General features: G+C 56.5%; 14 protein-coding genes. All 14 read right to left on the bottom strand.

The features are described 5' to 3' along the window. Positions 1-345 precede the first annotated feature (345 nt). A protein-coding gene (locus tag K3169_RS21175) for an IS3 family transposase (RefSeq protein ID WP_263267706.1) occupies positions 346-1,493 on the bottom strand; the annotation gives its coding sequence in 2 pieces (ribosomal slippage) (positions 346-1,238 and positions 1,238-1,493; 1,149 coding nt in all). A gap of 549 nt (positions 1,494-2,042) precedes the next feature. Next, positions 2,043-3,179, bottom strand: coding sequence for a flagellar biosynthesis protein FlhB (gene flhB / locus K3169_RS21180; RefSeq protein WP_099267350.1), 1,137 nt, complete (start codon positions 3,177-3,179; stop codon positions 2,043-2,045). Between the two features lies 1 nt (position 3,180). After that, positions 3,181-3,966 (bottom strand): flagellar biosynthetic protein FliR, encoded by a 786-nt coding sequence (gene fliR, locus K3169_RS21185; RefSeq protein WP_080237874.1) that lies wholly within the window; start codon positions 3,964-3,966, stop codon positions 3,181-3,183. Positions 3,967-3,970: 4 nt separating this feature from the next. Continuing rightward, the gene (locus tag K3169_RS21190) at positions 3,971-4,240 is read right to left on the bottom strand and encodes a flagellar biosynthetic protein FliQ (protein ID WP_027897996.1); all 270 of its coding nucleotides are present in this window, start codon (positions 4,238-4,240) and stop codon (positions 3,971-3,973) included. Between the two features lie 25 nt (positions 4,241-4,265). After that, positions 4,266-5,012: a flagellar type III secretion system pore protein FliP gene (gene fliP / locus K3169_RS21195; protein ID WP_099267351.1), complete on the bottom strand. Its 747-nt coding sequence runs from the start codon at positions 5,010-5,012 to the stop codon at positions 4,266-4,268. Beyond that, positions 5,012-5,458 (bottom strand): flagellar biosynthetic protein FliO, encoded by a 447-nt coding sequence (fliO, locus tag K3169_RS21200; protein ID WP_099267513.1) that lies wholly within the window; start codon positions 5,456-5,458, stop codon positions 5,012-5,014. The genes fliP and fliO overlap by 1 nt, the downstream gene beginning before the upstream one ends. A gap of 5 nt (positions 5,459-5,463) precedes the next feature. Beyond that, on the bottom strand, positions 5,464-5,931 hold the full coding sequence (gene fliN / locus K3169_RS21205) for a flagellar motor switch protein FliN (RefSeq protein WP_027897999.1): 468 nt from the start codon (positions 5,929-5,931) through the stop codon (positions 5,464-5,466). 56 nt (positions 5,932-5,987) lie between these two features. After that, a complete protein-coding gene (gene fliM, locus K3169_RS21210; protein ID WP_027898000.1) occupies positions 5,988-6,956 on the bottom strand; it encodes a flagellar motor switch protein FliM in 969 nt (322 codons plus the stop codon). A 9-nt stretch (positions 6,957-6,965) separates the two neighbouring features. Further along, positions 6,966-7,469 carry a flagellar basal body-associated protein FliL gene (fliL, locus tag K3169_RS21215; protein WP_027898001.1) on the bottom strand — a complete coding sequence of 168 codons (504 nt, stop codon included), beginning with the start codon at positions 7,467-7,469 and terminating at the stop codon, positions 6,966-6,968. A 314-nt stretch (positions 7,470-7,783) separates the two neighbouring features. Beyond that, positions 7,784-9,169, bottom strand: coding sequence for a flagellar hook-length control protein FliK (locus tag K3169_RS21220; RefSeq protein WP_263267865.1), 1,386 nt, complete (start codon positions 9,167-9,169; stop codon positions 7,784-7,786). A gap of 248 nt (positions 9,170-9,417) precedes the next feature. Then, positions 9,418-9,732 carry an Hpt domain-containing protein gene (locus K3169_RS21225; RefSeq protein WP_049826699.1) on the bottom strand — a complete coding sequence of 105 codons (315 nt, stop codon included), beginning with the start codon at positions 9,730-9,732 and terminating at the stop codon, positions 9,418-9,420. An 82-nt stretch (positions 9,733-9,814) separates the two neighbouring features. Next, on the bottom strand, positions 9,815-11,521 hold the full coding sequence (locus tag K3169_RS21230; RefSeq protein ID WP_231677945.1) for a fused response regulator/phosphatase: 1,707 nt from the start codon (positions 11,519-11,521) through the stop codon (positions 9,815-9,817). Between the two features lie 4 nt (positions 11,522-11,525). Then, positions 11,526-11,828 (bottom strand): STAS domain-containing protein, encoded by a 303-nt coding sequence (locus K3169_RS21235; RefSeq protein WP_095094512.1) that lies wholly within the window; start codon positions 11,826-11,828, stop codon positions 11,526-11,528. 205 nt (positions 11,829-12,033) lie between these two features. After that, positions 12,034-12,483 carry a flagellar export protein FliJ gene (gene fliJ, locus K3169_RS21240; RefSeq protein ID WP_027900997.1) on the bottom strand — a complete coding sequence of 150 codons (450 nt, stop codon included), beginning with the start codon at positions 12,481-12,483 and terminating at the stop codon, positions 12,034-12,036. Between the last annotated feature and the right edge of the window lie 2 nt (positions 12,484-12,485).

A 12,485-nucleotide genomic window follows, 5' to 3' on the forward strand; every position in this document is an offset into this window, starting at 1 on the left:
GAGGGAGGGGGGATTTTGTGTACATATCCATTGTTGGGTAACGGCTGATATTGGTTGCGCTTTTACAGCGCCTCACTTTTGATAGAGCGCAAAAGTAAGCAAAACGCTCTTGCCCCACCACTCGGCACCTCGCTAATGCTCGGTGTACCCGCCCGCAGATCCTGAACCGTGGGCCGCCGCAATGGGCCATCCATGGCCCGGTGCGGCTAACCCGGCATCCTTGCCGGGTTGCCCACGGTTCAGAATCTGCGTTCGGCCAGCGTGGTTTAACGGGGCGCCCAAGATCAAAATCAAAAGCTCGGCGTGCAGTGGTCAACTTTTTCCGGACACCTCAATCGGTGATTGTCAGGCTGCTTGCCGCTCATATTGATTGGGCGGCACATAGCCCAGTTTCGAGTGCAATCGCCCCTCGTTGTAGAACCGCACGATGTAGTCCGTGATGTCCTTTATCGCTTCGGCGTGGTTGGCGTAATCCTTCCTCCAGGTACGCTCCATTTTCAGGTTCAAAAAGAAGCGCTCCATAACCGCGTTGTCCCAGCAGTTACCCTTGCGGCTCATACTGCAACGCATTCCATTGCGGGTCAGCAGCGCCTGATAAGCCGCTCCTGCGTACTGACTGCCTCGATCCGAGTGGACGATCAAACCTGGCTCAGGTTGGCGTTGAGCGATAGCCAATTGCATGGCGCTGATTACCAGCTCGGCTCGCATATGAGGGGCCATGGCCCAGCCCACGATCTTGCGCGAGAAAAGGTCCATGACCACTGCCAGGTACACCCAGCCGCCGCGTGTGCGGATATAAGTAATGTCTGCAACCCAGGATTGATTGATCGCCGCAGGGTTGAACTGGCGATTTAGAAGGTTTTCAGCCACCGGCAAGTTGTGATTGCTGTTGGTTGTGTGAACAAACTTACGCTTCCAGACCGGGCGCAGACCTTGTTGTTTCATAAGGCTGCGCACCTTGAAGCGACCAATCGACAGGCCTTCTTTACGCAATGCGCTCACCACACGACGACTACCATAGCAACGCTCCGACGCTTCAAAGGCTGCCTTGATCCTGGCCGCTGCCGGACAGGCGGGCTTGGGTTTCAAACGACGCTGTTGGGCCTCATAAAGACCGGAGCGACTGATCCGCAGTACCCGACAGAGACGAGCCACCGGGTAGGCCTTACGTTGTAATTGGTGAACCAGTTGATGGATCACTTCAATTCGCGGGCAAAGAAGGCCGTAGCTTTTTTTAGGATGTCATTATCCATTTTCAGCTCACGAATCTGCTGCTCCAGTTGGCGAATACGCTGTTGCTCGCTGGTCAACGGGTTGCCAATTCCCGGGCCACCTAACAGCTCGGCCTTGTATTGCTCAACCCAGCGACGCACTGCCGTATCGCTCAGGTTCATATCAAGGCAGACAGAGTTCACACTCTGGCCTTGATCGACGATGAGCTTGCAAACATCAAGCTTGAAAGCGGCATCGAATTTTCTGTATTTCTTGGTCATGGTGACTCCTCAATGGATATAGTTTCCCCTATTGAGGTGTCCGGGGTCATTAGACCAGCGCAGCGGCCTGACAGCCGACCTGATGCGTGAACTTGCTACCTCTGCTCCGACCAGCACGGACCATGTGGGAGCGGTGCTTGCCCGCGATTCAGGCGCTGCGGTACGTCAGATGAGCCGCGTAATCGTTCATCGCGGGCAAGCACCGCTCCCACATAAAACCGCGTATATCCAGGCCCTGCTTTTGATCTGCTTTTGATTTTGATCTGAGGCGCCCCGTTAGACCACGCCGGCCGGAATTCGATATTGCTGCGTGGGGTAAACCGGCAGGGATGCCGGTTTAGCCGCCTCAGGCCATGGATGGCCGGTGGCGGCGGCCCCACGCAGCAATGTCGGATTACGGGTATGCCGAGCCTAGGCGAGGCACCAAGTGGTGGGGCAAGAGCGTTTTGCTTACTTTTGCGCTGTTCAAAAGTGAGGCGCTGTAAAAGCGCAACCAATAGTCGCCATGAACGCGGTAATGGATATGTACGCAGATGCAGTCAGCAAAAATCAAGAATCCCGCTGCAAATCCGGCGGAATGGTGATATCACCCAGCGGATCCGGACGCTTGCCCTGCCCTGCATGGTACTGACGAATCTGATACACATACGCCAGAACCTGAGCCACCGCCAGGTACAAACCGGCCGGGATTTCCTGATCAAGATCCGTGCTGTAGTAAATCGAACGGGCAAGACCCGGCGATTCAAGAATCAGAATCTGGTTATGCGCAGCAACCTCCCGAATCTTCAACGCCACAAAATCCACACCCTTGGCCACCAGCATCGGCGCCCCACCCTGATCAGGGTCATATTTAAGAGCCACGGCAAAGTGCGTCGGGTTAGTGATGATCACATCCGCCTGAGGAACCGACTCCATCATGCGGCGCTGCGATGCGTCTCGCTGCAACTGACGAATGCGCTGCTTGACCTCCGGACTGCCTTCGGAGTTCTTATACTCGTCGCGCACTTCCTGCTTGGTCATCAACAGCTTCTTGTGCGCTTCCCATAGCTGGAATGGCACGTCCACCGCCGCAATGAAAATCAGCCCGCACGCCATCCACAACGTACTCCAGCCCACCACTTGCAGGCTGTGAATAATCGCCTGCTCCAAGGGCTCGTGAGCAATCGAAACCAGTGCAGCCTTTTCCATGTTCAGCACCACCAATGCCACGATCAGCACAATGACGAACTTGGCGAAGGACTTGAGTAGCTCAATCAGCGCGGTGGGAGAGAACATGCGCTTGAGGCCCGCAAACGGGTTCATGCGGCTGAACTTGGGAGCCATTGATTTGGCGGCGAACAACCACCCACCCAGGGAGATCGGGCCAATGATCGCGGCAGCGAGCATGACCAGGAAAAAAGGCATCATGACGACCAGCGCGAGTTTGCCGGTCGACAAGAGCATCTTTGCCATGGACCCCTGATCCATGAGCACTTCACGGGTGATGGTGAAATTCGAAGTCATCATGTAGGACATTGCCTGAGCAATGTCCGACCCTTCGACCAGAAGCCCGATAGCGCCTGCCATCATGATTGCCAGGGTATTCAGCTCCTTGGAGCGGGCAATCTGGCCTTCCTTACGGGAATCACTTCGCTTTTTATCCGTGGGTTCTTCTGTTTTGTCCTGACCATTCTCGTTCTCAGCCATGTCAGCGAGCCCTCACCATATCGCGGAAGCCCTGCAGCGCTTCAGTTGCCAGCGGTTGGTACTGATTGAGAATGTCGGCCAGGCTGATCCACAGGATGACAAAGCCCATTACCAGCGTCAGCGGAAAACCAATGGAGAAAATGTTCAGCTGCGGTGCTGCACGGGTCATAACGCCGAAAGCGATGTTGACGACCAGCAAGGCGGTAATCGTCGGCAACACCAGCTTCAGACCGGCAGCCATGACCCAGCCCAGGCCATTGGCAAGCGCCCAGAAGTTGGATACCAGCAAACCACTCCCTACCGGCATGGTCGTAAAGCTCTCGATCAGGGTTTCTATCACCACCAGGTGGCCGTTCATGCCGAGAAACACCAGCGTGACCAGCATGGTAAAGAATTGACCAATCACTGCCGATGACACGCCGTTGGTAGGGTCAACCATCGAGGCGAAGCCCATGCCCATTTGCGTGGAAATGATTTGGCCGGCAATCACGAAAGAATGAAAGAACAGCTGGAGAAACAGCCCTAGACCCGCGCCGATAATGATCTGCTCACCGATCAGCAACAAGGCGGTCAGGTCCAGCGCGTTGACCTCGGGCATGGGCGGCAGGACTGGCGCCACAACCACGGTGATGGCCAGCGCAAGATAAAGCCGCACACGACGAGGGACCAGTGTGGTACCGATGATCGGCATGGTCATCAATAGCGCAACAATCCGGAACATCGGCAGCATGAAGCTCGCTACCCAAGTGCCGATCTGCCCGTTGGTCAGGGCTAGAATCGGTTCCACGGGGTCAGCCGATCACGGTCGGGATGCTGGTATACAACGCGAGGATGTATTCCATGAACACCTTGAGCAGCCAGGGCCCGGCGACGATCAACGTGATGAGCATCACGATGAGGCGCGGCAAAAAGCTCAACGTCTGTTCGTTGATCTGAGTGGCCGCCTGAAACATGGCGACCAACAGACCACAGAGCAGACTGGGCACTACCAGAATCGCCACCAGCAATGTGGTGAACCACAGCGCCTCGCGAAACAGATCGACAGCTACTTCTGGCGTCATTGCGCAGACTCCTGATCAGGACGGGTCATACACCACCGAAACTGCTGGCCAGCGTGCCGACGATCAACGCCCAGCCATCTACCAGCACAAAAAGCATGATTTTGAACGGCAGGGAAATAATCAACGGCGAGAGCATCATCATACCCATGGCCATCAGCACGCTGGCGACCACCAGGTCGATGACCAGAAACGGAATGAAGATCATGAAGCCGATCTGAAACGCTGTCTTGAGCTCGGAAATGACAAACGCCGGAACCAGGATCGTCAGCGGAGCCTGATCAGGAGAGGCGATGTCAGTGCGCTTGGAAAGCCGCATGAATAACTCAAGGTCGCTGGTGCGGGTTTGCGCCAGCATGAAATCCTTGATCGGTACTTGCGCCTTGGCCACTGCATCCTGAGCCGTCATGGTTTCCGCCAGATAGGGCTGCAAGGCATCCTGATTCACCCGGTCAAACACCGGGGCCATGATGAACATGGTCAGGAACAGCGCCATGCCGGTCAGGATCTGGTTCGACGGAGTCTGCTGCAGACCCAGGGCCTGACGCAGAATCGAGAAGACAATGATGATCCGCGTAAAACTGGTCATCAGCATGACGAACGCCGGGATAAAGCTCAGCGCCGTCATGATCAGCAGGATTTGCAGGCTGACCGAGTATTCCTGCTGACCGTTTGCACCGTTGGCCAACGTAATTGCCGGGATCGACAACGGGTCGGCACCGAACGCCACAGGCGCTGCCAGCACCAGCAAAACTGTCAACAGAATACGCAGCATTACTTCTTATCCTTCTGAACCTTGTTGCCCATCAAGTCCATCAAACGCTGCGCAAACTCGGAGTTCACCGGCTGGGTCTCCGGCACCCGCACTGGCTCGTTGAGCACATGCAACGGCGTGATTCGTCCCGGCGTGACGCCAAGCAGAATCTGTTCGTTGCCGACCTGAACCAGTACCAGGCGATCACGCGGGCCGATAGCCCGCGAGCCGACCAGCTCGATCACCTGAGCATTGCCCGGTACGCCGCGCTGAACCCGACGCATCAGCCAGGCCAGCAGAAAGATGAGACCGACGACCAGCAGAAGGCCGAACAGCAACTGCACTATCTGCCCGCCCATGCCTGATGACGCCGCGGCAGTCGCCTGAGGCGCCACCGCCTGAACGGCGGGCTCAGCCGCCAAAGCGCTCAGCGGCATGACGAGGAACACGGCTACGGCTTTGATCATCTTCACTAGCGCAGCTTCTTGATACGTTCGCTTGGGCTGATCACGTCAGTCAGGCGGATGCCGAACTTCTCATTGACCACAACCACTTCGCCATGGGCGATCAGCGTACCGTTGACCAGAACATCGAGCGGCTCACCCGCCAGACGATCCAGCTCGATCACCGAACCCTGGTTGAGCTGCAGCAGGTTACGAATACTGATATCGGTACTGCCCACTTCCATGGAGATGGACACCGGAATATCCAGAATCACATCAAGGTTGGGACCATCAAGCGTTACCTGAGCATTGCTCTTGGGCACGCTGCCAAATTCTTCCATTGCCATACGGCTGGACGCCGCCGAATTACCGGCATCTGCAGCGAGCAGCGCATCGATATCGCTCTGCCCGTCATCACCGGTTTCTTCCAGTGCTGCCGCCCACTCATCGGCCAACGCCTGATCTTCAGCAGACGTCATATCGTTTTCATCAGCCATCGGTTGTCCTCGGTGAACATTGATTCAGTGACACAAAAATTTTCGGCGAGAAAAACTCAACGCCGCTCTATCGGTTCGATGACTTGCAGGGCCAGATTGCCTTGATGCGATCCCAGCTTGACCTTGAAGGAAGGCACGCCGTTGGCGCGCATCACCATCTCATCAGGCATATCAACCGGAATAATGTCGCCCGGCTGCATGTGCAGAATGTCGCGCAGCAACAACTGACGACGAACAACCGTCGCGCTCATGGGCACTGCTACATCCAGAACATCCTGCTTGAGTGCATTGATCCAGCGCTCATCCTGGTCATCCAGATCGGACTGAAAGCCCGCATCCAGCATTTCCCGAATAGGCTCGATCATCGAGTAAGGCAAGGTGACATGCAGGTCGCCGCCACCTCCGTCCAGCTCGATATGGAAAGTCGATACGACAACCGCTTCGCTCGGACCCACAATGTTGGCCATCGCCGGGTTCACTTCAGAGTTGATGTACTCGAAGTTCACTTCCATGATCGCCTGCCAGGCTTCTTTCATGTCGATGAAAGCCTGGTCCAGCACCATGCGTACCACGCGCAGCTCGGTCGGCGTAAATTCACGCCCTTCAATTTTGGCGTGACGACCGTCACCGCCAAAGAAGTTATCCACCAGCTTGAACACCAGTTTGGCGTCAAGGATGAACAGCCCGGTGCCACGCAACGGTTTGAGCTTGACCAGATTGAGACTGGTCGGCACATACAGCGAGTGAACGTACTCGCCGAACTTCATCACCTGCACGCCACCTACCGCCACGTCGGCTGAGCGACGCAGCAGGTTGAACATGCTGATGCGGGTATAACGGGCGAATCGCTCGTTGATCATTTCCAGAGTCGGCATCCGACCCCGTACGATCCGATCCTGGCTGGTCAGGTCATAACTTTTGATGCTGCCGGGTTCAGCAGCGTTTTCAGTTGCAACCATTCCATCGTCCACGCCGTGCAACAGCGCGTCGATCTCATCCTGGGACAGCAGGTCTTGCACGGCCATGTCGTGTTCCTACTGCAATACGAAGTTAGTGAAAAGCAGTTGCTCGATCACGGTTTTGCCCAGTTCTTTCTGGGCGACTTCCTGAACGCTGGCGGTCGCTTTCTGACGCAGCATTTCCTGACCGATAGGCGACGCCAGGGACTCGAAAGGGATGCCGGCAAACAGCATCACCAGATTGTTGCGGATGACCGGCATGTGCACTTTCAATGCCTCAAGATCAGCCTGATTGCGCGCCAGCATGGTGATGCTGACCTGCATGTAGCGCTGACGACCGTTGGAGTTGAAATTGACAACGAATGCAGGCGTGAGCGCTTCGAAAATGGCCGGGTGTTTGGCATTGGGATCCGCCGCAGCGACAGCCGCCGGGTCTACCTTCGGCTCGGAGCTGTGCATGAAAAACCAGGTCGCGCCGACTGAAAGGCCGACGGCCAGCAATAAAGCCACTACCACAATGATAATGAGCTTGAGTTTGCCTTTTGAGCCGGGTTCTTTAACTTCGTCGCTCTTCGCCATGCCAATAATCCGTCACTATTCGGGGGGTTCACTAATGCGTGACAGAGGAAGAGCAAGTGTTATGCCAGAGTTGGGAGAGGATGGTCAGGACGGGGGTTTTAATGAGGTGATTTTTCGAGGGTTTATGTATTTGCAGCATCAGGCAGCGCCGGAATTAGAGCACTGGCTTTAGCCGTGAGGGCCAACACTTATACTACCCTCGTAGTCAGAACCAATGCCCTCCCGGCTAAAGCCGGTCCTACGGATCTTTGTTTGCTCCGCGACTGAGCGGCGCCAGGCACACCCCGCTCAGTTACTTGGCAGCAGTTCACCCATCAGGCGTAGAAATCGATCTCGCTGGTACCGACAACCCGCTGAACCGGCTGACTGATCGCAATGCCAGTATCTGCGTCGATACCGTCAACCGAGCCGTCCACGCCACTGACGCCCGAACCACCGTTGCCAGTGCCACGGGCATTGTTAGCCTGCTCTTGCTGCTGGGCCTGGTTCTGCTGGTTGCGGGACTGGTCGGAAACGTTCACGTCAACCTGCCCCATACCCTGCTGGGTGAAAGAATCGCGCAGGCGGGACATCTGGCTTTCCAGCGCTTCACGAACCCCCACATGAGCACTCATGAAGGTCACTTGAGTCTGCTGGTCAGGCGCCATGTTGATACGAATATCGAGGCGACCCAATTCAGCAGGCTCCAGCTGGATATCAGCCGATTTCAGGTTTTGACTCGACAGATACATGACGCGCTCTACCACGCCTTCACTCCAGCCACTCTGGTGCATCGCCAAAGGCTGGTTCATCAGAGGTACCGCAGGCGCTGCCACACGAGGCTGTTGAGCGGCTTGACTCAGGGCTGCCAGACGATCAGCGAAGTTATCCACCCGAGTATCGCCAGCAGCTGATTTGACATCCTTGAGACCACTATCGAGCAAGCCGTCGAATGATTTATCGCTGCTCTCGGTGCTGGGCTCGTCCGAAACAGATGAACGCTCATCCAGTGCTGCCAGGTTATTGGCGAGCTGGGATGGATCCGTTGCGGCGTTATCCAGCTTGGCGTTCTTGCCTGCCTGATTCGTTGCGTGAGCATTTTGCGCTTGCTGAGCCTGCTGCGCCTTGGCTGCTGCATTCTCCAGAGCAAACTGCAGCGCGGGCATGTCTTCGAGCGGATCAGCGCTCGGGTCGAAAGATGCTTCAGCCGGATCAGCGGCCTGCACGGTCGGCAAGGCGGTTGAGGCAGAAGCGACATCAACTTTCGGCTTGTCGATGTCTAGCTGGGTCGTGGCCTGACTGGCAATGGCTTGCAATGCAGGATCAAGCGCGGGATCAAGGGCCGGGTCTGGCGTTACTACCTGGGCCAGTGCCGGATCAACCTCTTCCTCGGCCTTGCCGTCGCTTGCGCTGGCAACTGGCTCGGCAGGCAAGGTATTGCCGCTATCGGCAACCGTCGTCGAGTCCGAAGCGGCAGTATCGTCCTTGTCGGAAGCTGCCTTGTCTGCAACCTGTTTGTCTTTATCGGCGGCAGATCTGGCCTTGACCGGAGCGTCGTTGCCCGCAGCCGATTTAGCCTGAGCCTGCTTGGCATAGACGTCAGAGAAGCTGGAGTTGTCGTCTTTGCTGCTGTCAGCCTGCCTGGCTGAGTTGCTGGCAGAACTGGCCTTCTGCGCAGCCACTGGAGTGGCTTGAAGAAGAGCATTGGGGGCGAGTGGCATGTCGATCTCCGCGAAAAACAGCTGAATACGCAGAACAGAGCAAGATACGGGCCAAAGACGATCAAGAGCAGCCCCGGTGTCCATGGTGCAGCTCTCTCGCAGCCAACACGCCCCTCCAGGAGCGCGATAGCGTCAGCAAAGCCGATAGATTTATCGAATGACAGACCGAGTCGCGGGCAAGCGCGCTCCTACAGGTAAATAACATTCCAAATGGTAGGCGCATTTGTTTGATAGAAGCGCGAGTCGACTCAGGGGTGTGCGATAAAAAACTGGCGTTCCGCGTCGAATAACCGACGCACAGTCGAGTATTCGTGATCAAGGGCGGCCAATAGATCGCCAAGACCGACGCTTTCCTCCCGACGGCTGCGCTCTTCAAGCTCACGGCACAGGTCGGCAAGGCGCAGCGCGCCCATATTGCTGCTGCTGCCTTTGAAGCTATGGGCCACCAGGCTCAGCTCCTGCAGATCAAACGCAGCCACTCCCATAAGCTGACGCAAACGGGAAATACGGTATTCAGAGTCTTTGAGGAACACATCCAGAAGGGTGGGATACTCGTCTTCCATGACTTCCTGCAACGTCGTCAATACGCTGTAATCCAGATGAATGACTGACACCTTGTTCACTCCTTTGATCAAGAACCCGGGGTTATGCCTTTGCCCCCCAGCAGAATTCCACGCGTGCGATCCGTCCGTCCTCAGACCACGAAGCCTCGTCACTCAGCTCTCGCACCAGCGCAAGACCGCGACCGTACAGCTCATTGAGTGTCGGCGGCAACGCAAGAATTGTATCAATGTTGAAACCATTACCGCTGTCCTCCACCTGCACACTCAAACGGCCGCCCCCATCCAGGGGGATGACCTGAAAATGTATGCGAATGAAGCCACTCTCCAGCGCGGCAAGCCGCTCTGCCCGCTGCTGATAATAGCGGGTAAATCCTGACGCGTTACTTTTCAGCGAAGAATCAAGCCCCAGAACGCCGTGCTCCAGCGCATTGCTATAAAGCTCGGTCATTACGGTGTAAAGCGCACCGCTCTGATGACGCAGGCCATGGACCTCCAGCAACAACTGCAACAGATAAGGCAGTGGATTGAAGCGCCTGAGGGTCGACGCCCTGAACTCGAACGTCGATGACCAATCCAGCGGCGTAGAGGTACCGCTGTCCGAGTAAGTCACGGTTTGCGGTCCCAGCTCTGCCTGCTCGACAGCTGTGATTTCCACCATGCTGACGTCATCCCGGGGCTGCCCGCCGAAATCATTCAACGCTCGCTGAATCTCCGTGATCAACAGCTGCGGATCGCGATTGGCTTCCAGCACCTCGTGTAGCCGCGCCACACCAAACAACTGCTCTTTGTTGTCTGCGGTGTCGATCACCCCATCCGAAAGCAGGAAAACCCTGTCGCCCAAGGCGAATGGATGAACCTCGGTCCGGTCATCGAACGAGCCCGAGTCCAGCACGCCAAGCGGCAAATGCCGGGAAACCAGTGCAGTACGCTCCCCTGTCGCAGCACTCAGCAGATAACCGTCAGGCAAGCCGCCATTCCAGACCTGAAACTGGCGCTGACTGAAGTTGATACAGACCATGGTCGCGCAGCAGAACATGTCCACAGGCAGGATGCGCTTGAGCTTGGCGTTCATCTCGCGAAGGGTTTCGGCCAGACCGAAACCCTTCGCAGTCATGCCGTAAAACACTTCCGCCAGAGGCATCGCACCGACCGCCGCCGGCAAACCGTGCCCGGTGAAGTCGCCCAACAACAGATGCATGTGGCCGGCGGGTGTGTAGGCAGCAAGCAACAAGTCGCCATTGAATAGCGCGTAAGGCGATTGCAGATAGCGAATATTGGTTGCGTCCAGGCAACCGGAATGCGCTACCTGATCAAATACTTCCTTGGCCACTCGTTGCTCGTTGAGCAGGTAATCATGGTGGCGGGCAATCAGGTCGCGCTGCCTGAGGACGGTCTCCTGCAGCAGCCGCAAGCGGTTCATGGCATTGATTTTTGCTGTCAGAACCGTCTGGTTGTAGGGCTTCGCAATGAAGTCGTCTCCCCCGGCATCCAGGCAGCGCGCCAATGCAGCACCTTCCGTCAGCGAGGTCAGGAAAATAATCGGAACCAGCGCCTCACCGGCCAGCTCCTTGATTCGCCGGGCAGCCTCGAAGCCGTCCATCACCGGCATCATGGCGTCCATCAATATCAGTTGCGGCCGATCTGTCTCGAACAACGCAATCGCATCGGCGCCATTGTCAGCGCACAACACACGATGCCCTTGTCGGGCCACGATAGTGGACAGCAACAGGCGGTCACTGGCGTTGTCGTCAGCGATCAGGATGCACAAGGATTCGCTGGACGGCTGCAAGGCTTCAACCTATCTGGAAAAGCTTCGAGAAATTGGAGATGGTCAGGATCGTGATGACATCAGGGCAACAATTGATCAGGCGAATCCGCGAACGCTCGCCCCCGGCATGATCACGCAGCAACAAGAGCATGCCCAGCGCCGAACTGTCCAGGTAAGTGGTGCCACTCAGGTCAACGACATAACGCAACTCGCTGCCCGACCTTTCATAAGCTTCACGAAAGTCCTGATGGGAAGCGAAGTCAAAGCGCCCAGAGATTGAGATGGTCAGTTGCTGACCGTCGGGAGAAAGCTCAGAAGTGACCGGCATGTAGAATTCCTGAGAGACGTACGTCACGTTATCAAGGTTTAGCACTGGCTAGTGATACCTGCAAATTCCTGTGTGGGAGCCGGGCTTGCCCGCGATGGAGCTTGACGCGATACAAGGTGAATTGCGTCCAGCCTCATCGCGGGCAAGCCCGGATACCACAGGAAAAATCATTAAAGTTCAATAAGTTGCGATGCAAATCTGTTTGTTAAAACGGCGCATGCCTGGGCAGGCGTTGCGATAACTCATCCAGCAGCTTCTGTTCGCGCTTGTCTTCCAGTTGACGGGCTTCGTCGATGTAGCGCTGGACCAATTTACGCAAGCCTTCAACTCGTGCATAAGCCTGCTGCCAACTGACGCGGGCTTTTTCGACATTGTCCTGATGCCAGGCCAGACTCCTGCGCTGCTGATCGACAGCGGTATCCAGTTGGGTAAGGAAGCGCTGATAACCCAGCAGCCACTGCCCGGACACGCCATGGGCGCCCTTGTCGATCCATTGTTGCTGGTAGTCCAGGCGAAACTGCTCAAGATCATTAAGCTTGCCTTCGGCGATGCGCACTTGCCCCTGGAAATGCCCCAACCGCTGGACGGCCGCGCGCTCGGCGCTTTCGGCCATATCCACCACGGGCGCCAGACGCGCTGCGCGACTTACGGCCATGA

The organism is Pseudomonas phytophila, from assembly GCF_025643095.1.
GTDB classification, from domain to species: Bacteria; Pseudomonadota; Gammaproteobacteria; order Pseudomonadales; family Pseudomonadaceae; genus Aquipseudomonas; species Aquipseudomonas quasicaspiana.

Bases quoted from the DNA above. Each gene is read 5' to 3' on its own strand.
- flhB (WP_099267350.1), bottom strand. From the start codon at position 3,179: ATGGCTGAGAACGAGAATGGTCAGGACAAAACAGAAGAACCCACGGAT.
- K3169_RS21190 (WP_027897996.1), bottom strand. From the start codon at position 4,240: ATGACGCCAGAAGTAGCTGTCGATCTGTTTCGCGAGGCGCTGTGGTTC.
- fliP (WP_099267351.1), bottom strand. From the start codon at position 5,012: ATGCTGCGTATTCTGTTGACAGTTTTGCTGGTGCTGGCAGCGCCTGTG.
- fliO (WP_099267513.1), bottom strand. From the start codon at position 5,458: ATGATCAAAGCCGTAGCCGTGTTCCTCGTCATGCCGCTGAGCGCTTTG.
- fliN (WP_027897999.1), bottom strand. From the start codon at position 5,931: ATGGCTGATGAAAACGATATGACGTCTGCTGAAGATCAGGCGTTGGCC.
- fliM (WP_027898000.1), bottom strand. From the start codon at position 6,956: ATGGCCGTGCAAGACCTGCTGTCCCAGGATGAGATCGACGCGCTGTTG.
- fliL (WP_027898001.1), bottom strand. From the start codon at position 7,469: ATGGCGAAGAGCGACGAAGTTAAAGAACCCGGCTCAAAAGGCAAACTC.
- K3169_RS21220 (WP_263267865.1), bottom strand. From the start codon at position 9,169: ATGCCACTCGCCCCCAATGCTCTTCTTCAAGCCACTCCAGTGGCTGCG.
- K3169_RS21225 (WP_049826699.1), bottom strand. From the start codon at position 9,732: ATGGAAGACGAGTATCCCACCCTTCTGGATGTGTTCCTCAAAGACTCT.
- K3169_RS21235 (WP_095094512.1), bottom strand. From the start codon at position 11,828: ATGCCGGTCACTTCTGAGCTTTCTCCCGACGGTCAGCAACTGACCATC.
- fliJ (WP_027900997.1), bottom strand. From the start codon at position 12,483: ATGGCCGTAAGTCGCGCAGCGCGTCTGGCGCCCGTGGTGGATATGGCC.